Annotated in this window: 21 protein-coding genes and 1 tRNA gene; 4 read left to right on the forward strand and 18 right to left on the reverse strand. The window is 73.0% G+C overall.

Annotation, left to right across the window (positions count from 1 at the left end):
- The first annotated feature begins 20 nt into the window (after nucleotides 1–20).
- Nucleotides 21–1,082, forward strand: coding sequence for an aromatic acid exporter family protein (locus DEJ16_RS00510; protein ID WP_258365722.1), 1,062 nt, complete (start codon nucleotides 21–23; stop codon nucleotides 1,080–1,082).
- A gap of 14 nt (nucleotides 1,083–1,096) precedes the next feature.
- Here DEJ16_RS00510 and DEJ16_RS00515 read toward each other — a convergent pair whose 3' ends face one another.
- A complete protein-coding gene (locus DEJ16_RS00515) occupies nucleotides 1,097–1,414 on the reverse strand; it encodes a hypothetical protein (protein ID WP_110823846.1) in 318 nt (105 codons plus the stop codon).
- Between the two features lie 205 nt (nucleotides 1,415–1,619).
- Here DEJ16_RS00515 and DEJ16_RS00520 point away from each other — a divergent pair, with 205 nt between their 5' ends.
- Together DEJ16_RS00520 and DEJ16_RS00525 are read left to right on the forward strand one after the other, a co-directional pair.
- Nucleotides 1,620–2,297 carry a response regulator transcription factor gene (locus tag DEJ16_RS00520; protein WP_110823845.1) on the forward strand — a complete coding sequence of 226 codons (678 nt, stop codon included), beginning with the start codon at nucleotides 1,620–1,622 and terminating at the stop codon, nucleotides 2,295–2,297.
- 28 nt (nucleotides 2,298–2,325) lie between these two features.
- Nucleotides 2,326–3,828: a cell wall metabolism sensor histidine kinase WalK gene (locus tag DEJ16_RS00525; RefSeq protein WP_110824016.1), complete on the forward strand. Its 1,503-nt coding sequence runs from the start codon at nucleotides 2,326–2,328 to the stop codon at nucleotides 3,826–3,828.
- 84 nt (nucleotides 3,829–3,912) lie between these two features.
- Here DEJ16_RS00525 and DEJ16_RS00530 read toward each other — a convergent pair whose 3' ends face one another.
- From DEJ16_RS00530 to rplU, 15 genes are all read right to left on the reverse strand, one after another.
- Nucleotides 3,913–7,326 (reverse strand): error-prone DNA polymerase, encoded by a 3,414-nt coding sequence (locus tag DEJ16_RS00530; RefSeq protein ID WP_110823844.1) that lies wholly within the window; start codon nucleotides 7,324–7,326, stop codon nucleotides 3,913–3,915.
- A gap of 13 nt (nucleotides 7,327–7,339) precedes the next feature.
- Nucleotides 7,340–8,968, reverse strand: coding sequence for a DNA polymerase Y family protein (locus tag DEJ16_RS00535; protein WP_110824015.1), 1,629 nt, complete (start codon nucleotides 8,966–8,968; stop codon nucleotides 7,340–7,342).
- A gap of 89 nt (nucleotides 8,969–9,057) precedes the next feature.
- Complete coding sequence (locus tag DEJ16_RS00540; protein WP_181419394.1) at nucleotides 9,058–9,915, reverse strand: hypothetical protein; 858 nt, start codon at nucleotides 9,913–9,915, stop codon at nucleotides 9,058–9,060.
- 64 nt (nucleotides 9,916–9,979) lie between these two features.
- Nucleotides 9,980–11,605 (reverse strand): anthranilate synthase component I family protein, encoded by a 1,626-nt coding sequence (locus tag DEJ16_RS00545; protein WP_110823843.1) that lies wholly within the window; start codon nucleotides 11,603–11,605, stop codon nucleotides 9,980–9,982.
- Nucleotides 11,584–12,522: an aldose 1-epimerase family protein gene (locus DEJ16_RS00550; protein ID WP_181419395.1), complete on the reverse strand. Its 939-nt coding sequence runs from the start codon at nucleotides 12,520–12,522 to the stop codon at nucleotides 11,584–11,586. Before DEJ16_RS00550 ends, DEJ16_RS00545 begins: the two co-directional genes overlap by 22 nt.
- 89 nt (nucleotides 12,523–12,611) lie before the next feature.
- A tRNA-Ala gene (locus DEJ16_RS00555) sits at nucleotides 12,612–12,687 on the reverse strand.
- A gap of 114 nt (nucleotides 12,688–12,801) precedes the next feature.
- Entirely contained in the window at nucleotides 12,802–13,194 is a 393-nt protein-coding gene (gene rsfS / locus DEJ16_RS00560; RefSeq protein WP_110823841.1) for a ribosome silencing factor, read from the reverse strand.
- Between the two features lie 130 nt (nucleotides 13,195–13,324).
- Nucleotides 13,325–14,866 (reverse strand): hypothetical protein, encoded by a 1,542-nt coding sequence (locus DEJ16_RS00565; RefSeq protein WP_110823840.1) that lies wholly within the window; start codon nucleotides 14,864–14,866, stop codon nucleotides 13,325–13,327.
- Nucleotides 14,863–15,462, reverse strand: a complete 600-nt coding sequence (gene nadD, locus DEJ16_RS00575; protein ID WP_110823839.1) for a nicotinate-nucleotide adenylyltransferase — start codon at nucleotides 15,460–15,462, stop codon at nucleotides 14,863–14,865. Before nadD ends, DEJ16_RS00565 begins: the two co-directional genes overlap by 4 nt.
- Before the next feature lie 11 nt (nucleotides 15,463–15,473).
- Complete coding sequence (locus DEJ16_RS00580; RefSeq protein WP_110823838.1) at nucleotides 15,474–15,674, reverse strand: hypothetical protein; 201 nt, start codon at nucleotides 15,672–15,674, stop codon at nucleotides 15,474–15,476.
- Nucleotides 15,675–15,715: 41 nt separating this feature from the next.
- Nucleotides 15,716–16,981: a glutamate-5-semialdehyde dehydrogenase gene (locus tag DEJ16_RS00585; RefSeq protein WP_110823837.1), complete on the reverse strand. Its 1,266-nt coding sequence runs from the start codon at nucleotides 16,979–16,981 to the stop codon at nucleotides 15,716–15,718.
- A gap of 88 nt (nucleotides 16,982–17,069) precedes the next feature.
- Nucleotides 17,070–17,885, reverse strand: a complete 816-nt coding sequence (proB, locus tag DEJ16_RS00590; RefSeq protein ID WP_110823836.1) for a glutamate 5-kinase — start codon at nucleotides 17,883–17,885, stop codon at nucleotides 17,070–17,072.
- 13 nt (nucleotides 17,886–17,898) lie between these two features.
- Nucleotides 17,899–19,464, reverse strand: coding sequence for a GTPase ObgE (gene obgE, locus DEJ16_RS00595; RefSeq protein ID WP_110823835.1), 1,566 nt, complete (start codon nucleotides 19,462–19,464; stop codon nucleotides 17,899–17,901).
- Between the two features lie 86 nt (nucleotides 19,465–19,550).
- Nucleotides 19,551–19,802, reverse strand: coding sequence for a 50S ribosomal protein L27 (gene rpmA, locus DEJ16_RS00600; RefSeq protein WP_071257351.1), 252 nt, complete (start codon nucleotides 19,800–19,802; stop codon nucleotides 19,551–19,553).
- A 15-nt stretch (nucleotides 19,803–19,817) separates the two neighbouring features.
- Nucleotides 19,818–20,126 carry a 50S ribosomal protein L21 gene (gene rplU, locus DEJ16_RS00605; RefSeq protein ID WP_110823834.1) on the reverse strand — a complete coding sequence of 103 codons (309 nt, stop codon included), beginning with the start codon at nucleotides 20,124–20,126 and terminating at the stop codon, nucleotides 19,818–19,820.
- 209 nt (nucleotides 20,127–20,335) lie between these two features.
- Here rplU and DEJ16_RS00610 point away from each other — a divergent pair, with 209 nt between their 5' ends.
- On the forward strand, nucleotides 20,336–20,605 hold the full coding sequence (locus DEJ16_RS00610) for a DUF4031 domain-containing protein (RefSeq protein WP_110823833.1): 270 nt from the start codon (nucleotides 20,336–20,338) through the stop codon (nucleotides 20,603–20,605).
- A gap of 65 nt (nucleotides 20,606–20,670) precedes the next feature.
- Here the strand turns inward: DEJ16_RS00610 and DEJ16_RS00615 are convergent, their stop codons facing one another.
- Nucleotides 20,671–21,321 (reverse strand): hypothetical protein, encoded by a 651-nt coding sequence (locus DEJ16_RS00615; protein WP_110823832.1) that lies wholly within the window; start codon nucleotides 21,319–21,321, stop codon nucleotides 20,671–20,673.
- A 1-nt stretch (nucleotide 21,322) separates the two neighbouring features.
- Entirely contained in the window at nucleotides 21,323–24,496 is a 3,174-nt protein-coding gene (locus DEJ16_RS00620; RefSeq protein ID WP_110823831.1) for an Rne/Rng family ribonuclease, read from the reverse strand.
- Nucleotides 24,497–24,806: the final 310 nt, after the last annotated feature.

A 24,806-nucleotide genomic window follows, 5' to 3' on the forward strand; every position in this document is an offset into this window, starting at 1 on the left:
CTCGTGGCTACCGTGGGAGCGTGAACCCGGTCGCGCCCCTCCGCAGCTCGAGTCGCACACCCTTCCTGCAGGTCGTGAAGACCGCGGTGGCGGTGGTCGCGGCGGTGCTCCTGTGCGAACTGCTCATCCGCGGGCCCTTCCCGACCTTCGCCGCGATCGCCGCCCTGCTCGTCGTCCAGCCGAGCATCAACCAGTCGTTCGTCAAGGGCCTCGAGCGGAGCGCGGGCGTGCTGCTCGGCGTGGTGCTCGCCACCGGGGTGCACCTGCTCCTCGGCGACGCCGTCGCGGTCGTCCTGCTCGTCGTCGTCCTCGCGATCCTGCTCGCCTGGGCACTGCGGCTCACACCGACCTCCGCGACGCAGGTCGGCATCAGCGGCATGCTCGTGCTCACCGCGGGTGTCGTCACGCCGAACTACTCGGCCGACCGGATCCTCGAGACCGTGGTCGGCGCGGTCGTCGCCCTCGCGGTGAACGCCGTCATCGTCCCGCCGGTGCTCATCGAACCCGCGCACCTGGCGGTCGCGCGGCTCGCCCGGGACACGGCCGCCGCCTTCGAGCGGATCGCCGTCGGACTGACCGAGGGGTGGGACGCCGGACGGTGGGACGAGGCACTCCGCCAGGCCCGCGCACTCCGCCAGCAGCACGGCAGGACCGAGGCGGCGCTGACGTCGGCGCGCGACTCCCTCACGATGAACCCGCGTGGCGGCCGGCACCGCACGATCCTCGAGCGCGACGTCGCGGTCGCCGAACACCTCCGGGTCCTCGTCACGCGCGTGACCGGCATGACCCGTGCCGTCCGGGACAACACCGCCCCCGACCTGCGGGCCGACCCGATGGTCGGTCGGATCGCCACCGAGGTCGCCCGGATCGGCGCCGACGTCCGACGCCTCGGTGCACAGGTGGAGTCAGCGCGGCTGACGCCGGGTGAACTCGACGACGGCCCGGAGGACGCCAGGCTCGAGCACGCCCTGACGGCCCCGCTCGCGGTGGTCCGGCCGAACTCCCGGCACTGGGTGCTCATCGGGGCCCTGCTCGAGGACGTCCGACGCGTGCGCGAGGAACTCCTCGGCGAGGACGACTGACGCCGGCCCCCGGTTCAGCAGACCCGCTCGCCCGCTGCCCGTGCGGCCTCGGTGGCGGTGGACAGCACCTCGCGCCAGACGTCGGCTGCGGGCCACGTCGGGTCCGAGGTGCCCATCTCCACGTCGGCGAACCGGCCGATCTCGGCGACCACCGCCTCCGGTCCGACCGCCCGTGCTGCGCGACCGGCGCTGTCCGGCACGGCCGTGCGCAGGTCGGCGACCACGCGGTCGCGGTGTGGTCCGTCGAGCGCTCCGAGGCCGACGACGCCCTTCCAGGCGGAGTCGAGCTCGGCGCGCAGGCGGACGATCTCCGGAAGGTCCGGGTCGTGCATGCTTCCCCCAAGTACAGGACGGTCTGTCGGGTGCAGCGTCCGAGGCGGAGCATAGCAACGAAGGGGGTACCGTCAGTACCCGTCAGTCTCGGGTGTCCACTGACCGCAGCCCGCACCGGTCGGCTGTGTCGCTGCTCAGGCGTCGTGACGACGGAACCGCCCACGCGGTCCGCGTTCGGTGCCACGATGGTCGCAGGAGGTCCAGATGCGCTTGTTGGTGGTCGAGGACGACGACGAGATGCGCGCGCTCATGGAGCGCGGGCTCGCCGCCGAGGGGTACCGCGTCACCGCGGTCGAGAACGGTGTGGAGGCACTCATCGCCCTGGGCGAGCAGCCCTACGACATCGCCGTGGTCGACGTGATGATGCCCGGCATGTCCGGCTTCGAGTTGGCGCGGCGCGTCCGCGAGCGCGAGGACCCGGTCCGGATCCTGCTCGTGACCGCGCGGGACGCCGTCGACGACCGTGTGTTCGGGCTCGACGCGGGCGCGGACGACTACCTCACCAAGCCCTTCGCCTTCGCCGAGCTCACCGCACGTCTGCGGGCCCTGGGGCGTCGCGAGCCGACCGGCGCCCCGCGCACCATCGAGGTCGGGGACGTCTCCATCGACTCGGAGGCCCGTCGCGTGTCCGTCAAGGGGCAGCGGGTCGCGATGAGCCCCACCGAGTTCGCCCTGCTGCGCCTCCTCGCGCGCTCGGTCGGCACCGTCGTCGACCGGCCGAAGATCCTCGAGGAGGTCTGGGACGGGTCGCAGCACGTGGACCCGAACGTCGTCGAGCAGTACATCTCCTACCTGCGGAAGAAGCTCGTCGCGCAGGAGGCCACCGTGGCCATCAGCACCGTGCGCGGTCGGGGCTACCGACTCGACCTCGTCACGGCCTGACGACCGCGTGGTGCGGTCGGACGGCGGCGTGACCGCGGGGCGGGTGCCGGGGCGCCGGCCGTCCCGGCTGCGGTCGCTGTCGTTGCGCGCCCGGATCACGATCGGGTCGACCGTCATCGCCGCCGTCGTCATCGCCCTGCTCGTGCTCGTGATGCGCCTGCAGGTGGTCAACGTCGTGGCGAGCGCCACCGAGACCCTGCTCGACGCCGACACGGACCCGTACGTCGCGACGCTCGAGGTCGACAGCGACCCGAACCTCTCACCACCCGGCAACGCCCAGTTCGTCGCCGTGGTCTCCCCCACCGGTGAGATCACCCTGTCCTCGATGCCGCGCCGCCTCGAGCAGTCGCTCGGCAGTCTGCGGACGACGCCGGCCGGCACCTCGGTCGTCGAGCTCGGCGGGTCCCAGTACCGCGTGGTCGTCGAACACCCGGTGAACCAGGCCGGTCGCTGGACCGTCGTCGCTGCCCGCAACTCGCAGGCCGAGGCGATCGTCGTCGACGAACTCACCACGACGCTGTCCTTCACCGGTCTGGCGATCCTCCTGGCCTTCGGCGTCGCGTCGTGGGTGCTGGCCACCACCGCACTCCGTCCGGTCAACCGGATGCGTCGCGAAGCCGAGCGGCTGTCCGTCGCCCCCGAACGTGCCGAGTTGCCGGTCGGCCCGGCGCAGGACGAACTCGCCTCGCTCGCGACGACCCTCAACGCCTTCCTGGCGCGGACGCGACAGGCCACCGAACGCGAACGACAGATGGTCTCGGACGCGAGCCACGAGCTCCGCACACCGCTGGCGATCCTCACCACGCAGCTCGACCTCGCCGCGCTCGACCGGGACGACGCCCGCGCACTCGCCGCGCACATCGAGCGGGCGAAGAACAGCGTCGCCCGGCTCTCACGACTGGCCAACGACCTGCTCACGCTCTCGCGGATCGAGGAGTCGGAGCGCCGCGCGGCCGACGGTGCCCCGCAGTCCGCCACGACCTGGTCGGACCTCGGTGACGAGGTGATGGCCGCCGTCGACCGGGTGCGGCTCATCGCGAGCGCGAAGGACGTCACCGTCGACTTCGAACTCGAACCGCCGACCGTGGCCGACGGTTCCGACGGTTCCGACGAGCCGCGGTACCGGCTCGACACCGGGGGCATGGCACAGCTCGTCACGAACACCGCCGGCAACGCCGTCGCGGCGCTCCCCCGCGGAGGCACCGTGCTCGTCAGCTGGCGGGCCGCCTCCGGCGAGGGGGTGCTGCAGGTCACGGACGACGGCCCCGGCGTCCCGGAGTCGTTCGTGCCGGTCGCGTTCGACCGCTTCACCCGACCCGACGAGGCCCGCACGTCCCGCCGCGACCCGGACCCGACCACCGGCGGGGTCCCGATGCCGGGCGGGTCCGGCCTCGGGCTCGCGATCGTGCGGGCGGTGGCGGAGCGGGCGGGCGGCACGGCGGCCCTCCGCAACCTGCCGACGGGTGGGCTCGAGGTGACCGTGCGGGTGCCCGAGGTGCGGGACGCTCCGGCGGTGCGCGCAGCGCACTGACCCGGACGGAAGCGGCGGTCGGTGCGCGTCACAGGCTCCCGGTGTGTCGTCACCAGCGGTGCGTCCCGGGGACGGGAGCGGCGGTCACTGGAAGTCCCGCGACCGTGTCCGGACGGCGAGCGGGAGGTGCTCGATGCGGTCCGCGACGAGGTTGACCACCCCGTCCGGTGACCGCTCGAGGATCCCCCGCACGATGACCGCAGGGGACTCCCGTGCCACCCGGCGGTACCGGCCCCACACCCCGACGCTGCAGATGACGTTCACCAGGCCGGACTCGTCCTCGACGTTGAGGAACGTGATCCCCGACGCCGTCGCCGGGCGCTGCCGGTGCGTCACGATCCCGCCGACCTCCACGCGCCGGCCGGTCTCCGCCGTCCTGGTGTCCTCGACGCTGAGCACCCCGCGCGCCGACAACCGCTCGCGGAGGTGCCCGACGGGGTGGTCGTCCGTGGACATCCCCGTCGACCACATGTCCGCGATGAGGACGTCCCCGCTCGTCATCTGCCCGAACAGCGGCGGCTGCACGACGACCTGGGTGTCCGGCAGCTGGTCGGGGCGCTCCGCCGCCGCCTGCGCCGCCGACCACATGCCACCACGACGATCGACCCCGAGCGACTCGAACGCGTCCGCGGCGGCGAGCGCCTCGAGCTGCGCGGTGGTGAGGCCGACCCGGCGTGCGAGGTCGGACATGTCCGTGAACGGTCCGTTCGCCCGCCGCTCGGCGACGATCCGCTCGGCGCTCCGGCGGCCGAGCGACGCGACCTCGGCGAGGCCGAGCCGCACGGCGGAGGCACCGTCACGACGGTGTGCGGCGGTGTCGTCGGGGGCGTCCCGATCGAACGGCAACACCGGCGGCTGCTCGGTGGCCAGACAGGCGTCGTCCCCGACCGCGTCCGTCAGACCCTCGATCGGTTCGAGCGTCGCGTCGACCTCGGACCGCAGGATGTCCGGCCGGAGCACGCGGACCCCGTGCCGGCGGGCGTCGGCTACGAGGGTCTGCGGCGAGTAGAACCCCATCGGCTGTGCACGGAGCAGCGCCGCCAGGAACGCCCCCGGGTAGTGCAGCCGCATCCACGCGCTCGCGTAGACGATGAGCGCGAAGCTGATCGAGTGGCTCTCCGCGAAGCCGAAGTTCGCGAACGCCTGGATCTTGGCGTAGATGGCGTCGGCGTCCTCGCCGTGGATGTCGTTCTCCGCCATGCCCCGGTAGAGCTTGTCCCGGAGCCGGTCGATCTTCTCGAGGCCGCGCTTCGACCCCATCGCCCGACGGAGCAGGTCGGCGTCGTCCCCGGAGCAGTTGCCGACCGCGATGGCCATCTGCATGAGCTGCTCCTGGAACAGCGGGACCCCGAGCGTCCGTTCCAGCACCGGTTCGAGCGCGGGGTGGATGTAGGTCACCGGTTCCTCACCCGTGCGCCGGCGGATGTACGGGTGCACCGCCCCGCCCTGGATCGGCCCGGGGCGCACGAGGGCGACCTCGATCACGAGGTCGTAGAACCGACGCGGCAGCAACCGGGGCAGCGTGCCCATCTGCGCACGGGACTCCACCTGGAACACGCCGATCGTGTCCGCGCGACAGAGCTGGTCGTAGACGCCCTGCTCCTCCTTCGGGATGGAGTGCATGTCCCACCGCTCCCCGCAGTGGTCGGCGGCCAGGTCGAACGAGTACTGCAGCGCGGCGAGCATGCCGAGTCCGAGCATGTCGAACTTCACGAGCCCCATGTACGCGCAGTCGTCCTTGTCCCACTGCAGCACGGTCCGACCGTCCATCCGGGCGTGCTCGATCGGCACGACCTCGCCCACCGGCCGGTCGGTCAGGACCATCCCGCCGGAGTGGATGCCGAGGTGCCGCGGGAACCCGAGGACCTGCTGGGCCAGGTCGACCACCGGCTCCGGGATGTCGTGGTCCTGGCTCTCGGTGACCGAACCCCACCGTTCGACCTGCTTCGACCAGGCGTCCTGCTGTCCGGGGCTGTGTCCGAGTGCCTTCGCCATGTCCCGCACCGCACCCTTCGGCCGGTAGGTGATGACGTTCGCGACCTGCGCGGCGTTGAACCGGCCGTACTTGTCGTAGACGTACTGGATGACCTCTTCGCGCCGGTCGGAGTCGAAGTCCACGTCGATGTCCGGTTCCTCGTCGCGCATGGCCGACAGGAACCGCTCGAACGGCAGGCCGTACCGGATCGAGTCGACGGCGGTGATCTCGAGCAGGTAGCAGACCGCCGAGTTCGCGGCCGAACCCCGCCCCTGGCAGAGGATCCCCCGCTCGCGGGCGAACTGCACCATGTCACGCACGATGAGGAAGTACCCGGGGAAGCCCTTGTCCTCGATGACCGACAGCTCGCGTTCGATGCGCTCCCGCTTGTGCGCGTCGACGCCGTCCGCGTCCCCGGGGTAGAACCGGCGGGCCCCACGCCAGGTGAGTTCGCGCAGCCAGGTCATCGCCGTGTGGCCGTCCGGCACGTCGAGGTCGGGCAGCCCGGGCTTCGCGGTCTTCAGCTGGAAGCCGAGTTCGTCGGCGAGCACCACGCTCCGTTCGACGGCACCCGGCCACCGGGCGAACCGCCTGGCCATCTCGGCGCCGGACCGGAGGTGCGCGGTGTCGGCGGCGGGCAGCCACCCGTCGATCTCGTCCAGGCTGCGCCGGGCGCGGACGGCGGCCAGGGCGGTCGCCACCGGGAACCGGTCCGGGGTGGCGTAGTGCACGTTCCCGGTCGCCACGACGGGCAGCGCGTGCCGGGCGGCGAGCGCGGCGAGGACGTCGTTCCGGGCGCTGTCGAGCGGGTCCCCGTGGTCGGAGAGCTCCACGACGACGGAGCCCGTCCCGAACCGGTCGAGCAGCGCCCGCAGCGCCTGGTCGGCAGCGCTCTCGCCGCCGCGTTCGAGGGCCTGGCGGACGGTGCCCTTCCGACAGCCGGTGAGCACCCGCCACCGTCCGCCCGACCGCTCGGCGAGGTCGTCGAGGTCGTACCGGGGACGCCCCTTCTCGGAGCCCGCGGCGAGGTGCGCGGCCGTCACCGCGCCGGCCAGCCGGTGGTACCCGTCCTGCCCGTCGGCGAGGAGCAGCAGGTGCGAGCCCTCCGGGTCGGGTACGCCGTTCTGCGGTCCGGTCAGTCCGAGGGACAGCTCGGCGCCGTAGACGGTGGTGACGCTCGGGTACGTCTCGGCGACCTCGGCCATCCGCGCGGCACCGTAGAAGCCGTCGTGGTCGGTGATCGCCAGTCCGTGCAGGCCGAGTCGCGCGGCCTCCTCGAGCAGGTGCTCGGGCGGGCTCGCCCCGTCCAGGAAGCTGAAGGTCGAGTGCGCGTGGAGTTCCGCGTACGGCACCGCGGGCGGCGCGTCCGGCGAGGCGACGTCCGCCGGACGGTACGGCGCACGCTTCCGCGACCAGGCCGGGCTGTCGCCGCCGTCGCCCTCGGGGGTCGTCCCCGGGCTCCGCTTGTCGGAGAGGGCGCGCTCGAACTGCGACCACGGGATCGGCGGGTTGTTGTACCCCATCAGTGTCCGTCCTTCACGTCGCGATCGCCTCTGCCCACCAGCGGTGGTCGGCGAGGACCAGGTACCACGCCCGCCCCTCGGCGTCGACGAGCTGCAGGCGGTGCAGTCGTCGTCCGCCCGACTCCCACCACCGCACGACGAGCGGCCACGGCCCCGCCCACGCCGTGACGGGTGCGAACCGTCCGCCGCGGTCGCCGTCCGACCGGAAGCGTCCGGGTTCGCCGGTCAGGGTGCCCCGGTCGTCGACGTCCACCGGACCGCCGTCCGCCGTGACGACGTCCACCGGACGCGGCCGCTCGAGGACCGTCGCCGGCGGCGGCCCGGGCAGCTTGCCCGGCCACGGGCGGTCCCGGACCACCGCGAGGGCGCGCTCGCCCCCGGCCGGTGCGTCCCCCCACGGCACGAGCACGATTCGTTCCGCCAGCGTGCGGCCGCCACCGATCCGGGGCGTGACGACACCGTCGTGCCCGACCATGCCCTGTACGCGGGCCAGGCCGTGGTGCACCCGCTCGTCGGGTCCGGAGCCCCAGAGTCCGCGCTCGTGGTTCGCGAGGTCGTCCACCGCGACGGGTTCGAGCACGACCGAGGTGACCGGCGCCTCGAGCCCGGTCGGGTCGACCCCGCCGGCGAGCTGCCACCGCACCCGGTCCACCACGTCGGCCGCGTCGAACCACCGCGGGTGCGCCCACACCCGTTCGAGCAGGACGTCCCGCTCGTCGACGATGCCGACCCGGATCGTCGTCGCCACGAGACCGGCTGCACGGAGCTTCGCGGCGAAGTCGTCGGCGGAGCGGCGGAACGCGAAGGCGATCTGGTCGGCGCGGTCGAGGGGCGGTTCGAAGGACGCCTGGACCTCGAGGTCGGGCGGCACCTCGCGCGCGGAGACCTCCCGCGGGTCGCGCCCGCCGGCCAGGCGGTGCAGGAACGCCCCCGGGACGCCGAACCGGTCGCGCACCTGTTCGTCGGTGAGCGCGGCGAAGTCCCCGAGCGTCGCGATCCCGAGTCGGCCGAGGACCATCGCGAGGTCCGGGTCGCCGAGCACGCCGAGCGGCAGCGGGGCGAGGAACTCCGCCGACCCGCCGACCGGCACCATCCGGACGCGCTCCCCGGGCCGCCGCGGTCGTGCCCGTGCGGCCTGCTCGGCGGCGAACGGGGTGTCGGCCACCCCGGCCCGGACACCCGGTGCGCCGTGGTCGGCCGCGATGCCCGCCAGGACGGTCGCCGCGGCCCGTTCTCCACCGTGGTAGCGCGCCGGACCGCGGGCCCGCAGCGCGATCGTCCCGGGGCGCAGGACCTCCACCCCGGGTGCTGCTTCCTCGATGGCGCGGATGACCGGCTCGAACGCACGGTGGTCGAGCGCGTCGTCGTACGGCTGGGTGACGAGGTCGGTGCAGCGTGCCTGTGCTTCCCGCACCCGCAGCCCTCGGACCACCCCGACCTGCCGGGCCGAGGCGGAGCTGGCGAAGACCAGGCCCTTGGCGATGAGGGCGAACGGTTGTTCCGGGGGCGATCCGGCTGCCCGGGCGGCCGCGATGACGGGCCAGTCCGGGCACCAGAGGACGATCGTGCGGGTCGGCGGGGGTTCCGGCAGCCCCGCTCCCCGGCTGAGCGCGTCCGCACGGACGGCTCCCGCACCGGGCATCCCGACACCGGGCATCCCGACGCCCGACAGTGCAGCGCCTGCTCCCCCGCCCGTCGGCGTGCCCACCAGCGCTCGGCGCCCGCGGGGGCTCACGACGCCACCGCGACGGGACGCAGGACCCGCTCGTCGACCGGCACCGCGGCGACCGCGGTCGTCGGGACGGCCGCGCGGACCGAGCCGTCCGCAGCGGGCAGCAGCAGTTCGGCGCTCGTCGGTCGGACCGCACCGGCGCGCCCCGACGCGGTGACGGTCACCCGTCGCTCGGTGAGGTACCCGTGACCGTGGCCGATCCCGCTCCACCGGGACTCGGTGACGCGCAGGGTGACGTCCGCCCCGGGCCAGGACCCGAGCGCGACGAGTGCGGCCCCGCGCTGCCGGAGACGCGCGGAGAGCCGGGCGACGTCACCGGGCACCACGCGCCCGAGGGGACGGGTGAGGACGATCTGCGCGACGTCGGCGAGGGCCGCGGTCACCGCGAGCCACTGGTCGCCCGGGTCCGGCACCAGCACGAGCCGTTCCAGGTCGATCCCCGCCGCGGCCGCCGCCTCCACACCGAACGAGGGCACGCCGACCACTGCGCACCACGCGCCGGCCGCCGATGCCGCCTGCAGCATCGTCTGGGCGAGCAGCACCGACTCCGGCACGGCGTAGGTGCCACCCGCGCGGATCGCACCGCCCGGCAGCAGCGGGGCGAGGGCGTCCGCGGTGGGCAGCCCGTCGGTGTCCACCCGGGTGGACTCCATGTCGGCCACCCGCGACCGCAGCGAGGTGATCCGGTCGAGTGCCGCCCGCGCTGCTCCGACGTGGTCGGCCCCGCGAGCCCCGTCCGCGCCCCCGCGAGCAGCACCGTTCCGCCCGACGTGCTCGCGGTCCCCGCGTCCGCGGTCGCTGCGCTCGTCGGACGACCGGAGTGCCGTCGCCGTCTGCATGCCCTCATGTTCGAACATGTGTTCGATGATGTCAACCGGCACCGACATCCGGTGGACAGCGGTTCGAACACCCGTTCGATGGTCACCAGTGCGCCGCCGCGCCCACCCCGCGGAGCACCGACACCGTCTTCGCCTCGACCTCGTCGGCCTCGTCCTCCGGCGAGGACGACCACGTCACCGCGCCGCCCGCCCCGAGCGTCCTGCGCCGCACGGACCCGTCCGGGTGGAGGACCGTCACCAGTGTCCGGATGGCCACCGACAGATCGACCGCACCGCTGGCCGAGAAGTACCCGATCGCCCCGGCGTACACCCCGCGCGGGGCACCCTCCAGCCGGTCCGCGATCGCCGTCGCACTGCGCTTCGGCGCTCCCGTCATCGACCCCGGCGGGAAGGCCGCCCGCACGACCGCGGCCCGGGAGGCCCCGGGTGCCAGGACACCGGCGATCGTCGACACCATCTGGTGGACGCTCGCGTACGTCTCGACGTCGCAGAGCCGTTCGACGCGCACCGACCCCGGGCGCGCCGTCCGCTGCAGGTCGTTCCGCAGCAGGTCCACGATCATCACGTTCTCGGCCCGGTCCTTGGCGCTGGTCGACAGGTCGGCGCGCACCACGGCGTCCTCGACCGGGTCGACGTGACGCGGTCTGGTGCCCTTGATCGGCTCGGCCAGCACACCGCCGTCGGCGTCGATGCGCAGGAACCGCTCCGGGGACCGGCTGGCGATCCGCAGGTCACCGGTCCGCAGGTACGCGCCGAACGGCACCGGATCGCTCCGGCGGATCCGCAGGTACTCCGCCAGGTGGCGGTCACCGGCGGCCCCGGGGCGGTCCAGGGCGTCCGGTGCGTCTGGTGCGTCCGGTACGTCCGGGACGGCGAACGCCGTCGTCAAGCACACCTGGAACGCGTTGCCCTCGCGGATCTCGTCACGGCACGTGTCCACCGCACGCTCGTAGGCCGCGCGGTCGACGCGACCACACGCCTCCAGGAGGGACCGGTCGGGCTCCCGACCACCGTCCGGGAGGCCCGTGGCCCGGTCCGCCAGGTCGTCGTGCGGCTCCGGAGCGGCCAGCCCCCGGTCGTCCGGGTCCGCGCCGCACAGCCCGGCCGACCAGGCGCGGTTCGCCGCGGACGCGTCCGGCTCGTCGTCGTCCACGAGGGTCAGCGCCCAGGCGGCTCCGTCCCCCCGCACGAGGACCGCACGGTCCACGAACCGGAGGTCGGCGTCCGCGTGTCCGTCCGCGGTCCGGTCGGGCCCGTCGACCTCACGCCCGAGCTCGTACCCGAGGAAGCCGACCCACCCGAGCGCGAACGCACAGCCGTCCACCGGTGCGTCCAGCGTCGGTGTGCGCTGCAGGAGGTCGTCGAGGACGGCGAACGCGGCTCGGTCCTCGACCCGGGACGACCCGAACCACGACCCCGCGGCAGGCGACACGTCGAGCCGGGCGACACGGTCCTGGTGACGGAACCGCGCGGCGAACGGCCCGTCCGTGAGGGCGAGCACCGACCACGCGGCACGGAGCCCCGCCGACGGTGGGGCCCCCTCCGGCAGTGCGGAGTCGAACCAGACCAGGTCGGTCGTGGTCCTCCTGGCGAGCACGGCGAGGTCGACCGGGCCGTCGAGCCTGCGGGTCTCGAGCCGCGGGCCGGCGCCTCCCTCGACGGACGGGGTGGGAACCGCCTCGGCCGTCAGACCGCGGAGATCGTCCATGCGGCGGCGTGGGCGGTGCCCGGCTCGAGCACGACGAGGCCGGCGTCCACGTCGGCGGCGAAGGCGTCCCCGTTGAAGGCGTTCGGCGCGCAGGTCATCGGCTCGACGGCCAGCCCGGCACGGTGGTACCCGGGGACCACGTGGTCGGCGGTGTGCACCTGCGCCCACCCGCACTCAGGGCCGAAGGCGACCCGGACGCCGTGTCCGTCCGCTGCCGTGACGGTGATCGCCGCGATGCCGTCGGTGTCGCGGTCGAAGCCGGTGAAGGCGTGGTCGATGAACCGCGGTCCGATGTGCGTCGGCGTCCGGAGGTCGAACTCGTCGTGCACCGGGACCAGGTCGGTCGGGATGAGCCGGTCCTCGGTGACCTCGAGGACCTCGGCGGCCGGGAGCGTCAGCGTCCAGTCGTCGACCGTGCCCGCGCCGGCGAGGAGGTACGGGTGCGGGCCGGTCCCCCACGGTGCCCGGTCGTCGCCGGTGTTCGTGCCGGTGACGGTGGTGTGCAGGCCGTCGGCGTCGAGGCGGTACTCCACGCGGACCTCGACCCGGTACGGGTACCCCTCCTGCGGCTGCACGGTCGTGGCGAGCACCACACGGTCGACGTCGTGTTCCAGCACGGCGAACTCCGTCCAGGCGACCAGTCCGTGCAGGGCGTGGGAGCGCTTCGGCTCGGTCAGGGCGAGTTCGTGCTCGGTCCCGCCGAAGGTGTACCGGCCGTCCACCACTCGGTTCGGCCACGGGGCGAGGACCGCCCCACGGAAGACCGGTCGTACCTCGTCCGCGTCGAAGGTGGTGACGAGGTCGCGGCCGTCGTGGCGGAGTGCCCGCAGGGTCGCGCCGACGCTCGCGATGTCGGCGGTGTAGCCGGAGGATGCGATCGACGTCTGGGACCCGGACCGGGGGGCTGCGCTGCTCATGCGGTCAGCGTATCGGCCGCGGGGACCCGGGCGGGCGCCGGGGCGGGAACGGGAGAAGCCCCGTTGCTCGGGGAGCAACGGGGCTTCGGTGGTGGATCTGAGGGGACTCGAACCCCTGACCCCCTGCATGCCATGCAGGTGCGCTACCAGCTGCGCCACAGACCCGTCGGCCGCAAGCGGCCTGTCGGTGTCCCTCCGGTTCCCCGGAGGCACCAGTACAGCGTACACCACGCGGAGACGGGGGAACGAAATCGCCGTCGCCTCCCGGGCGCGTCGCCGCTACGCGGACTGTTCGGCCGCCTGCGTCTGGTCGACCGGGAGGTCGAGCGGGATGACCGGGCAGTCCGACCAGAGTCGCTCGAGGGAGTAGTACTGGCGCTCTTCCTCGTGGAAGACGTGCACGACGATGTCCCCGAAGTCGATCAGCGCCCATCGGCCTTCACTGCGGCCTTCACGACGCAGCGGCTTCGAACCGGCCTCGAGCATGCGGTCCTCGATCTCGTCGGCGATGGCGAGCACGTTGCGCTCGTTGCGGCCGGTGGCGAGCAGGAAGACGTCGGTGAGCTGGAGCGGTCGGGTGACGTCGAGGGCGACGAGGTCCTCGGCCTGCTTGGAGTCGGCCGCTTGGGCGGCGATCTGCACGAGTTCGAGTGCGCGAGCGGAGGCGGTCACGGATTCCTTCCGGTGGTCATCCCGACGGAGGCGTCGCGATGTTCATGATGGGTGTCGATCATAGGTCAGACCGCCGACGACGGCCACGCCGACGAGGACGGTGAGCCCGGACCGACGACCCGGTGATCGGCTACGAGCCGAAGAAGTTGGTGGCCACCAGGGCGACGACGATCACGCCCGCCGCGACGACCCCGACCGCGCTGGCCGCGACCGCCAGGACCACGGGCGTCTTCGAGTCCTTGGGCTTCGCCGCGGCCAGGACGACCTGCCGCGTCGAGGTGTGGCTCGACACCGCACGGCTCGCGCGCACCGGGCTGGCGTCGGTGTCGGGCTGCTCGTCCTGCTGGTCGAGCAGCCGGTCGACCTCGGCGCCGTCGATCGGCCGGTGCGACCCGGTCGAGGACAGCGAGGACGGCAGGTCGATCGACCCGGTGAGGATGACCTCGCCGGTGGCGTTCAGCGCACCGGTCGGGTCCGCCAGGGCCGAGTTCGGCAGGATGATGGCGTTCGACCGCGCCTCGGTGACGCGGCGGGTGCCGGTCTCCTCGTCGTGGACCTCGGCGTCGTTCGAGTCGTGCGCGAAGGTGGACCAGTGGCCGCTCGGCGCCTCGAAGGCCGTGGTGACCGGCTTCGGCTCGCGGGCGGCATCGGACGACGCCGGACGGGATGCCGAGCCGGGCGCCGACGCCGAGCCGGGGCGGACGGCGGAGGTCGGTCCGGACACCTGGGCGTCGGCGGGCACGACGGGCAGCGGGACCTCGTTCGTGTCGTCGTCGTCCAGGTCGAGCGGGAACACGCCGGGAGCCGCTGCAGCCGGGGCGGAGGTCGGGGCCGGGACGACGTCGTCGACACCGGTCCCCGCCGTCGTACCCGGCTCGTCGGTGACCGCGAGGTCGTCCGGGTCCGCGTCGTGCGGTGCCCAGGTGGTGCGGTGCAGGCGCGGCTCCTCCGCGTGCGCGGCCGCCGCCTCGAGGGGCTCGATCGCGTCGGGCGATCCGTCGGCGGCCGTGGCCTGCTCGACGGCTGCCGGGTCGAGGTGGGACACCTCGGGGTTCGGCTCCTGCCAGTGCGAGGTCTCGCCGCCGTCGTCCTCAGCGCGGGTGTCCTGACCGGCGTCGTCGTCCGACCGGTCTGCGGTGTCGGCGGTGTCGGCGGGGCCGGCGAACCCGAAGGGCACCAGCGGCGCCCGCTCGGGGTCGACGCTCGACGCGGCCGTCTCGGCGGGCGTCGGGAGGGACGGCACCTGTGCGTCCGGGGCCGGGACGGCGGCCGGACCGGACAGGGTGCCGAGCACGTCCTGCACCGTGCGGTCCGAGGAGTGCGGGGTGGGGTTCTGCAGCGGGACCGGACGGCCGCCCTGCTCCTGTGCCTCGCGGAGGAGCCGCAGCTGTCGGCGGGACATCCCGCCGGTGCCGGGCACGATCTCCGTCGCGGACGCCGGCGGCTGGTCCGGGACACCCGAGGGTGCGCTGGCGGACCGCGGGACGGCCGACTGGGCGGGCGCCGCGGAGCCGGGCGCGACGTGCGAACCGGGACGACGACGGGCCTCCGGCGCGCTGGTCGCGGCGACGGTCGGCGGTGGGGTCACGGGCTGGGCACCGCCGGACGCGGCGCGCTCACGCTCGCGCATCTGACGCCGCGACAGGGGCGGCTGCGCGTCGGACGGACTCATGCAACGCTCCGATACAGATGGTGCTTCGAGATGTACTGGACGACGCCGTCCGGTACGAGGTACCAGACGGGGGACCCGCCTCTCACCCGATCGCGGCAGTCGGTCGAGGATATCGCCAGCGCGGGGACCTCGAGGACACTAACGTCCCGTTCTGGGAGTCCGGTGATGCTCAACGCGTGTCCCGGTCGGGTCACGGCGACGAAGTGCGCCAGGTCCCAGAGGCCGTCGTGGTCCTTCCAGTCCAGGATCTGCTGGACCGCGTCCGCTCCGGAGATGAACACGAGCTGCGCGTCGGGGCGCTGCTCGCGGAGGTCGCGGAGGGTGTCCACCGTGTAGGTCGGACCCGGGCGGTCGATGTCCACCCGGCTGACCGTGAACATCGGGTTCGACGCCGTCGCGATGACCGTCATCAGGTACCGGTGTTCGGCGTCGGTGACGTCCGCCTTCATGTACGGCTGACCGGTCGGGACGAACACGACCTCGTCGAGGTCGAAGTGCTTCGCGACCTCGGACGCCGCCACGAGGTGACCGTGGTGGATCGGGTCGAACGTCCCGCCCATCACCCCGATGCGCGGCCGACCCGTGCTCTCGAGCATCGGGGGGCTGGTCAGATCTTCGAGTGGCCGAACTCGTCCACGCCGGTCTCGTGCTGCCGGGTGGCCTGGAACTTGTGCGAGTGGCGGTAGGCGACGTCGCGGAAGCTCCACGTGACGAAGCCCAGGAAGGTGAAGAAGCAGGCGGCGACGATCGGGTAGACGATCGCGGGGACGCCGGCCGCGTGCTCGGCGGCCTCAGCGAGGAGTGACATCTGGCAGTGCTCCGATCGGTCGAGGAAGACTCCGGACCATCCTAGCCGCGGATGTGTCCCTGCCCGCGCACGAGCCACTTGGTACTCGTGAGCTCCGGGAGCCCCATCGGCCCCCTGGCGTGCAACTTCTGCGTCGAGATCCCGACCTCGGCCCCGAAACCGAACTCGCCCCCGTCGGTGAACCGGGTCGAGGCGTTCACCATGACGACGGCGGAGTCGACCCCGGCCAGGAAGTGCTCCGCCGTGTCGACGTCGTTCGTCACGATCGACTCGGTGTGGTGCGTCGACCACCGGGCGATGTGCGCCATGGCCGCGTCCACGTCCGGCACGACCCGGATCGACAGGTCGAGGTCCATCGACTCGGTCGCCCAGTCGGCCTCGGTCGCGCGCAGGACCCCGGGCACGATCGTCCGCGTGGCGTCGTCGCCACGGAGGGTCACCCCGGCGCCACGGAGCCGGTCGGCGAGCACGGGCAACAGCCGTTCCGCGGCCCGCTCGTGCACCAGCAGGGTCTCGAGGGCGTTGCACACGCTCGGCCGCTGCACCTTGCTGTTCAGGACGATGTCCACGGCCCGGTCGAGCGGCGCGGACTCGTCGAGGAACACGTGCACGACCCCGGCCCCGGTCTCGATCACCGGCACCTGGGACTCGGTCACGACGGTCTGGATCAGGGAGGCGCTCCCCCGCGGGATGAGCACGTCGACGAGCCCACGGGCACGCATGAGCTCGGTCGCGCCCTGCCGGCCGAACTCGTCGATGGTCTGGACCAGTTCCCGCGGGAGTCCGACCGAGGCGACGGCGTCCTGGATCCGTGCGACCAGGACCGCGTTCGTCCGCTGCGCCGCCGACCCGCCGCGCAGGACGACCGCGTTGCCGGACTTCAGGGCCAGGGAGGCGATGTCGACGGTCACGTTCGGTCGTGCTTCGTAGATCGCGCCGACGACCCCGAACGGCACGCGGACCTGCGTGAGTTGCAGGCCGTTCGGCAGGACCGATCCCCGGACGTGCTGGCCGACCGGGTCGGTCAGGCCGACGACGTGCTCGACGGCGTCCGCGAGGGCATCGACCCGGGCCACGTCGAGCCGCAGTCGGTCGAGCAGACCCGACGACAGGCCGGCGTCCTCCCCCGCGACGAGGTCCTCGTGGTTCGCCGTCACGATCTCGGCCGTGCCCGCACGCAGCTCGAGCGCGATCGCGCGGAGGGCGGCGTCCTTGACGGCGGTCGTCGCGGTCGCGAGCGCCGTCGACGCGGAGCGTGCGGCGGTCAGGACGTCGACCAGGGTCAGAGCGGGGGCGGTGCGGGACATGGACCGATCGTAGACCGGCGACCACCCGCGTGACGCGACCTGTGCACACGGACGGGAGGCGCGCCTCCAGGCCGTCGACGACCCGCGCTCAGGCGCGTGGTGCGGCCCGGAACCAGGTGCCGACGTGCTCGCCGCCGAGGGCTCGCTCGACGAGCGCGGTGGCCGTGACGAGGACCGCGGTGCCGGCCTCGGCGGCGAGTCGCGCGGCCGCGACCTTCGTGCCGGCTCCCCCGGTGCCGACCCCGGCGGCACCGATCGAGCCGAAGGTGACGCCGGCGAGCTCGTCGCCGAACCGGACCTCGTCGATGCGGGTGGCGCCGGGCTGCTCCGGCGGCTTCGTGTACAGGGCCTCGACGTCGGACAGGAGCACGAGGGCGTCGGCCTCGAGCTGCCGGGCGACCAGTGCCGCGAGCCGGTCGTTGTCACCGAACCGGATCTCGTGGGTGGCGACCGTGTCGTTCTCGTTGACGATCGGGAGCACCCGGAGTTCGAGCAGCCGGTTCATCGCACGGCGGGCGTTCACGCGGTGCGTCGGGTTCTGCAGGTCGCCGGCGGTGAGCAGCACCTGGGCCGCGGTGACGCCGTGGCGGTCGAGTTCCTTCTGGTACCGGAACACGAGGACGGCCTGCCCGGTCGCGGCGGCCGCCTGCTGGGTCGCGAGGTCGTCCGGCCGGCCGTCCAGGCCGAGGAAGGGGAAGCCCGTCGCGATCGCACCCGAGGACACGAGCACGACCTCGGTCCCACGCCGGTACGCACCGACCAACGCGTCGACCAGGGGGCCGATCTGCCCGGCGTTGTCCCCGCTGACCGAGGAGGACCCGACCTTCACGACGATCCGTCGCGCGCGCGGGATGTCGGCCCGCTCGGTGACGGGTCCGGCGGTGCGCTCGGTCGTGTCGGTCATCGTCGCTCCCGGGTCAGTCCCGCTCGGCTGCTGCCTGCTCGACGGACGCGGCGGTGTCGGGCACGCCCGCGTCGGTGGCGTCGTCGTCCTGCCACAGCCCGGCGCGGCGCTCCTGCTCGAGCTCCGCGCGGGCGGCCGCCTTCGCGTCCATCCGCTCGAAGTAGTCGGCACGACGCTCGTTGCGAGTGGGGCGCGCGTTGAGGTCGAGTCGGGCGTCGGTGCCGCGTGCACTCGTGATGAGCTCGGCGGTGGAGGTGAGGGTGGGCTCCCAGTCGAAGACCATCCCGCCGTCGCCACCGATCACGACGGTGGACCCGGCGACGGCTCCGGCCTTGAAGAGGCCGTCCTCGACACCGAGCTTCGCGAGCCGGTCGGCGAGGTAGCCGATCGCCTCCTCGTTGGTGAAGTCGGTCTGCTGGACCCAGCGCTCCGGCTTCGCGCCGCGGACGCGGTAGAAGCGGTGCTCCTCGCCGCCCTCGGCCCGGACCGTGAAGGGCTTCTCGTCGACGGCCTTCGGGCGGATGACGATGCGCTCGACCTCGGGCTCGGCGGCACGCTCGGCCCGCGCCTGCTCGACGACGTCGGCCAGGGCGAAGGTGAGTTCGCGCAGGCCCTTGTGCGACGCGGTCGAGATCGGGAAGACCCGGTAGCCGCGCGACTCGAACTCCGCGGTCACGAAGGCCGCGAGCTCCGCGGCGTCCGGCACGTCGATCTTGTTCAACGCGATGAGCTGCGGGCGCTCGCGGAGCGGAACCTGTCCCTCGGGGACCGGGTACTGCTCGAGCTCGCGGAGGATGACGTCGAGGTCGCTCACCGGGTCGCGGCCGGCGTCGAGCGTCGCGCAGTCGATCACGTGCAGGAGGGCCTCGCAGCGCTCCACGTGGCGGAGGAACTCGAGCCCGAGGCCCTTGCCCTCCGACGCGCCCTCGATCAGGCCGGGGACGTCCGCGACGGTGAACCGGGTCGTGCCGGACTCGACGACGCCGAGGTTCGGCGTGAGGGTGGTGAACGGGTAGTCGGCGATCTTCGGCTTCGCTGCCGAGACCGCGGCGATGAGCGAGGACTTCCCCGCACTCGGGAACCCGACCAGGGCCACGTCGGCGATGGTCTTCAGCTCGAGGCTGACGTCCCCGCTCCAGCCGTCGGTGCCGAGCAGCGCGAACCCGGGGGCCTTGCGCTTCGTGGTCGCCAGTGCGGCGTTGCCGAGCCCGCCCTGGCCGCCGGGGGCCACGACGACGCGGATGCCCGGTTCGGTGAGGTCCGCGAGCACCTCGCCGTCCTCGTCGTACACGACCGTGCCGACGGGGACGGGGAGCTCGAGCGTCTCGCCACTGACACCGCTCCGGTGGTCGCCCATGCCCGGCTGGCCGTTGCGGCTGGAGCGGTGGGGCGAGCGGTGGTAGCCCAGGAGGGTCGTGACCTGCGGGTCGGAGACGAGCACGATGTCGCCGCCGTCACCGCCGTTGCCGCCGTCGGGGCCCGCGAGGGGCTTGAACTTCTCACGACGGACGGACACACAGCCGTTGCCACCGTTGCCTGCCGTCAGGTGCAGGGTCACGCGGTCGACGAACGTCGCCATGGGTTCACTCCTGGTTGTCATACGGGGAAAACAGCGGGAGGGGCAGGCACACGGCCTGCCCCTCCCGCTGAACTGATCGTCGGTGACTACGCGTTGACGATGTTGATGACCTTGCGGCCACCCTTGGTGCCGAACTCGACCGAACCGGCCGAGAGGGCGAACAGCGTGTCGTCGCCACCGCGGCCGACGTTCGCGCCGGGGTGGAAGTGCGTGCCGCGCTGGCGGATGATGATCTCACCGGCGTTGACGACCTCGCCACCGAAGCGCTTCACGCCGAGGCGCTGTGCGTTCGAGTCGCGACCGTTGCGAGTGGAACTCGCACCCTTCTTGTGTGCCATGTCTCTACCTCCGCCTTACGCGATCTTGGTGACCTTGACGCGCGTGAGATCCGCGCGGAAGCCCTGGCGCTTCTTGTAACCGGTCTTGTTCTTGAACTTCTGGATGATGACCTTCGGGCCGCGGAGGTCGGCGAGGACCTCGGCGGTGACCGTCACGTTCGCGAGCTCGGCCGCGGCGGAGGTGATCTTGTCCCCGTCCACGAGGAGCACCGGCGCGAGGTCGATGTTGCCATTGTCGTCGGCCTTGATGCGGTCGATGGTGATGATCGAGCCGACCTCGACCTTCTCCTGACGGCCGCCGGCGCGCACTACTGCGTAAACCACGTGGATTCCTTACGTAACTCTGCTTGAGGGAAGTCTCGGGTGCCCACTTCTGCGCGATCCATCCGGCTTGCCCCGGATCCCGGTTCACCCGGGTCCCAGGTCGCCCCGAGTCGATCGGCGACGCAGGCAGAACGGCCCGCTGACACCAGGGATCGAGAATACTCGATCCGACCAGGTGGGTCAAACGCCGACACACGTACCATGGCGGGATGACCGTGCTGATCGATCCCCCGGCCTGGCCCGCGCACGACACGCTCTGGTCACACCTGGTCAGTGACTCATCCTACGACGAGCTGCATGCCTTCGCCGACCGCGCGGGCGTCCCGCGACGGGCGTTCGACCACGACCACTACGACGTGCCGCAGGCCCGGTACGACGAACTCGTCGCGTCCGGGGCCTCCCCCGTGACCGGCCGCGAGCTGGTGCTGCGGCTCATCGCGAGCGGGTTGCGGGTGCCGCAGCGCGACAAGCGCCGCTGACACGACCGTCTGCTGCCGACGACCGCGGGTGCCGGCACGCGGCCAGTGGGCCTCCGGACGGGTCGTCAGGCCCGCGGGGCTCCCTCCGGACGGCGACGTGCACGTCCGAGCCACAGCCACGCCACCGTCGACGAGCCGAGCAACATCAGCGCGAGCGGCAGCCCGATCTGCACCGGCGTGGTGACGGAGTCGACGAGCAGGCGCCCGAGGGCCTGCCCGACGGTCCCCTGCCCGGCGGCCTCGGCCATCCCGTGGACGAGGCCCACGAGTGCGAGGGCGAGGGTCCCGCCCGCACCGGCGAGCAGGACGCGGAGCAGGACCACGGGGAGCGGCGCCCGCGGCACGACGGGCACGAGGAAGGCGAGCACGAGGAACGCCGCCAGGTGGAACGGGAACCGGGTGACGAAGACGCTCTGCACGAACGCCTCCACCAGGCTCGTCCCGCCGTGGCTCCGGAAGGGCCCGACGATCGTGCTCGTGCCGACCAGGCCCACCAGACCCGCGACGAACTCCACCAGGACGACGCTGACCACCGTCAGGGCGGCCCCGGTCGTCGCGAGCGGAGACGCGCCCGGTGGGACGACGGCGGCGCGGACCGGGGCGGCCGGAGGCGGGCCGACGTGCGACCCCGGCGGCGGGACCGCACCCCAGCCCGGACCGGGCTGGTCGTGACCCGGGACCGGGCCGCGACCAGCCGTCGGCTGCTCGTCGGTCACCTCACCGTCCGACGATGACGGTGCCGTCGTCCTCGGTGCCGTCGGTCCCGGCGGGGCTGGCCGGTGCGCTGATGCTGCCCGAGGACACGCGACGCGAGCGGGAACGACCCTGACCGGGCTGCTTCGGCTCCGGGAGCGCCTGCAGCACCGAGTCGAGCAGCGACTCGGCGGCCTCCTCGCTCACCCGTCGCGGCTCGCGCTTGGCGACCCCGACCGGGATGTCGAGGATAGCGACCGTGGTGTCGGCCGGCGTGATCGCAGCCGACGAGCTGACCCGACGACGACCCGCGGGGCGTTCCTTCGGTGCGGCCTGGGGAGCCGGCTCGGACACGGCGGGCTGCTGCGCAACCGGTGCCGGCGCGACGGGCTGCTCCGCGGGGGCCGGGACCTCCGGCTGCGTGTCGGTCGTGTCGGCGCCGGCCGTCGTGCCGGGCAGGACGGCCTCGGGCGCGGGCGTCTCCAGCGTCGACGCCTGCTCGGCGACCGGAGCCTGCTGCGCCGGTGCCTGCTGCAGATCCCCGGCTCGGCTCCCGCGACGACGGCGCCGCTTCGACCCGCCCGTCGACTCGGCCGGCGTCTCCGCCGCGGGGGCGACCGGCGAGGTCGGCGACGCGACCGACACCGGGGACGCCGGCGACACCGTCGCGGCGATGCCGGTCAGCGGCGCACCGGACTCGTCGTGCGTGATGGTGGACGCCGCGATCCGGGACAGCGCGTGCTTCACGTCGTCGGTGATCTGGTGTGTCGACGACTTCTGCTCGGTCGTGGCGTTGCCGCCGTTCGACCCGTTGCCGTTGCCGTTGCCGCTGCGCGCCTTGCGGCGACCCTTGGTCGGACCGGGGTCGGCGTTGTTGTCGTTGACCTTCGCGTTCACCTCGTCGAGCGACTCGCGCAGGCCCACGCCGATCTTCTTGCGGGTCATCTGCACGAGGCCGAGCGAGGTGACCTCAGCCACCTGGTGCTTCGTCCGGTCGCGGCTCAGGCACTCGACGAGGCGACGGAGGACCAGGTCGCGGTTCTCCTCGAGCACCATGTCGATGAAGTCCACGACGATGATCCCGCCGATGTCGCGCAGGCGGAGCTGACGGACGATCTCCTCGGCGGCCTCGAGGTTGTTCTTCGTGACCGTCTCCTCGAGGTTGCCCCCGGAGCCGACGAACTTGCCCGTGTTGACGTCCACGACCGTCATGGCCTCGGTGCGGTCGATCACGAGCGACCCACCGGAGGGCAGCCAGACCTTGCGGTCCAGCGCCTTCTCGATCTGCTCGTTGAGCCGGTACTCCTCGAACGAGTCCGGCCCGTCGTAGAGCTCGACGCGGTCCTTGAGGTCCGGCGCCACGGCGGTGAGGTACTCGTCGATCGTCTGGCGGGCGGACTCGCCGTCGATGATGAGCTTCGTGAAGTCCTCGTTGAAGACGTCGCGCACGATCTTGACGAGCAGGTCGGGCTCGGAGTGCAGCATGACCGGGGCCTGCCCGTTCTGCACCTTCTTCTCGATGGCCTCCCACTGGCTGGTGAGGCGCTGCACGTCGCGGGTCAGCTGGTCTTCGGTCGCACCCTCGGCGGCGGTGCGCACGATGACGCCGGCGTGCTCGGGCAGGACCTCCTTGAGGATCTTCTTGAGACGGGCACGCTCGGTGTCCGGCAGCTTGCGGGAGATCCCGTTCATCGAGCCGTTCGGTACGTAGACCAGGTAGCGGCCCGGCAGCGACACCTGGCTGGTGAGGCGGGCGCCCTTGTGGCCGACCGGGTCCTTCGTCACCTGCACGAGGACCTTGTCGCCCGGCTTGAGGGCGGCCTCGATGCGACGACCGTGGCTGGTGTCGACCGAGTTCCAGTCGACCTCGCCGGCGTAGAGCACGGCGTTGCGGCCGCGGCCGATGTCGACGAAGGCGGCCTCCATCGACGGCAGGACGTTCTGCACCTTGCCGAGATAGACGTTCCCGATGAGCGAGACGTTCTGCGACTTCGTGACGTAGTGCTCCGCGAGGACGTTGTCCTCGAGCACGCCGATCTCGATCGTGGAGGAGCTCGACCGGACGATCATCTGCCGGTCGACGCTCTCGCGACGGGCGAGGAACTCGTCCTCGGTCACGACCTGGCGACGGCGCCCGGCGTCACGGCCGTCGCGACGACGCTGCTTCTTCGCCTCGAGGCGGGTCGAGCCCTTGATGCGCTGCGGCTCGGTGATGAGCTCCGGCTCGCGGCGGCGGGGTTCGGCCTGCTCGCGGTCGCTGCTGCTCCCCCGTCGGCGGGTGCGACGACGGCCGCCACCCTGCTCGTCACGGTCCTCGTCGTCCCAGCGGTCGCTCCGGTCCGGACGTTCCGTCCGCTCGGGGCGGTCGTCCCGGTCGTCGCGGTCGAAACGGTCCGCGCGGTCGTGGCGGTCACCGCGGCCGCGCTCCGGACGCTCACTGCGCTCGTACCGGTCGCGGCCCGAGCGGTCGCGCTCGGGGCGGGCCGGCAGGTCGGGCAACACCGGGGCGTGGAAGATCAGGCTGAGCGTGCTCGTGGCCTTCGGGACGAACGGCTCGGCGGGCGTCGGCTCGGCCGTCTCGCCGGTCCGGTCCGGACGGGAGGCCCGCTCCGCGTCCGCCTCGTCGCCCGCGTCCGCCGCGCCGGCGGTCGGTGCGGAACCGGTCCCGTCCGGACCGGCCACCGTGTCGTCCTGGCCGGCGGTCTCGTCCTGCGCAGCCGTTTCGTCCTGCGCAGCCGTCTCGTCCTGCGCGGCGGTGCCGGCTGTGTCCGCGACGGTGGCGTCCCCGGTGAGGGTGCTGACGTCGTCGGGCGCGGTGCCCGCACCCGAGGACGTGTCGACCGCGACGGGCACGGGACCGGTGGCGGTGTCGAGCACGAGCTCGTCGGCCTCTGACGTCTGCTCGACGTCCGCCTCGGCCGTGTCCGTCACGTCGGCGGTGTCGATGACGTCCGCGCCGTCGACGACGTCGACCGTCTCGGCAACGTCGACCGCCTCGGCGATGTCGGCCGTCTCCCCGACGTCGTCAGCCGCGGCGTCGGGACCGTCCGTGTCGACGGCGTCCGCTGCGACGTCGGACGGCTCGTGGGCCTCCAGGCCGCCCGACCGGGCGCGACGGCCGCCGAAGAGGCGGGTCCGGCGCTTCGGCGCGTCGTCGGTGTTCTGGTTCTGGTTCTGGTTCTCGTTCTGATCCACCATGGACTGGTGCACTCCTCGACCCCGCACGCACCCGGTGGGTGGCGGGAATTCTCTCGTTTCGGTGCGGGCGGCGACTCCGCCCCCGCGCTCGCTGCTGTTGCGTGACCGGTCCGTCTTCTCCGCGTCCGTCGTCGTGGGCACCCGGCTCACGGCGGCTCGGCGTCGGAGGTGACGCGTCGTCCGGTCACGGTGCTCTCTCACAGCACCATCACGTCCGGGCGGTGGCCCGGCAAGTTCTCGTCGTCGCCCGGATCGGCCGGGTGACTCCCCCATCATCGCACGCGGTCACGGAGAACGCCGGGAGCCCCGT

The sequence above is a fragment of the Curtobacterium sp. MCJR17_055 genome (genome assembly GCF_003224335.1).
Classification (GTDB): Bacteria; Actinomycetota; Actinomycetes; order Actinomycetales; family Microbacteriaceae; genus Curtobacterium.

Coding starts and splice junctions, on each gene's coding strand:
- DEJ16_RS00530 (WP_110823844.1), bottom strand. CDS start 7,326: ATGGGGTACAACAACCCGCCGATCCCGTGGTCGCAGTTCGAGCGCGCC.
- DEJ16_RS00535 (WP_110824015.1), bottom strand. CDS start 8,968: ATGCCCGGTGCGGGAGCCGTCCGTGCGGACGCGCTCAGCCGGGGAGCG.
- DEJ16_RS00620 (WP_110823831.1), bottom strand. CDS start 24,496: ATGGTGGATCAGAACGAGAACCAGAACCAGAACCAGAACACCGACGAC.
- DEJ16_RS00545 (WP_110823843.1), bottom strand. CDS start 11,605: ATGGACGATCTCCGCGGTCTGACGGCCGAGGCGGTTCCCACCCCGTCC.
- proB (WP_110823836.1), bottom strand. CDS start 17,885: ATGACCGACACGACCGAGCGCACCGCCGGACCCGTCACCGAGCGGGCC.
- DEJ16_RS00540 (WP_181419394.1), bottom strand. CDS start 9,915: ATGTTCGAACATGAGGGCATGCAGACGGCGACGGCACTCCGGTCGTCC.
- DEJ16_RS00520 (WP_110823845.1), top strand. CDS start 1,620: ATGCGCTTGTTGGTGGTCGAGGACGACGACGAGATGCGCGCGCTCATG.
- DEJ16_RS00550 (WP_181419395.1), bottom strand. CDS start 12,522: ATGAGCAGCGCAGCCCCCCGGTCCGGGTCCCAGACGTCGATCGCATCC.
- DEJ16_RS00515 (WP_110823846.1), bottom strand. CDS start 1,414: ATGCACGACCCGGACCTTCCGGAGATCGTCCGCCTGCGCGCCGAGCTC.
- rpmA (WP_071257351.1), bottom strand. CDS start 19,802: ATGGCACACAAGAAGGGTGCGAGTTCCACTCGCAACGGTCGCGACTCG.
- DEJ16_RS00610 (WP_110823833.1), top strand. CDS start 20,336: ATGACCGTGCTGATCGATCCCCCGGCCTGGCCCGCGCACGACACGCTC.
- DEJ16_RS00565 (WP_110823840.1), bottom strand. CDS start 14,866: ATGAGTCCGTCCGACGCGCAGCCGCCCCTGTCGCGGCGTCAGATGCGC.
- nadD (WP_110823839.1), bottom strand. CDS start 15,462: ATGCTCGAGAGCACGGGTCGGCCGCGCATCGGGGTGATGGGCGGGACG.
- DEJ16_RS00580 (WP_110823838.1), bottom strand. CDS start 15,674: ATGTCACTCCTCGCTGAGGCCGCCGAGCACGCGGCCGGCGTCCCCGCG.
- obgE (WP_110823835.1), bottom strand. CDS start 19,464: ATGGCGACGTTCGTCGACCGCGTGACCCTGCACCTGACGGCAGGCAAC.
- DEJ16_RS00585 (WP_110823837.1), bottom strand. CDS start 16,981: ATGTCCCGCACCGCCCCCGCTCTGACCCTGGTCGACGTCCTGACCGCC.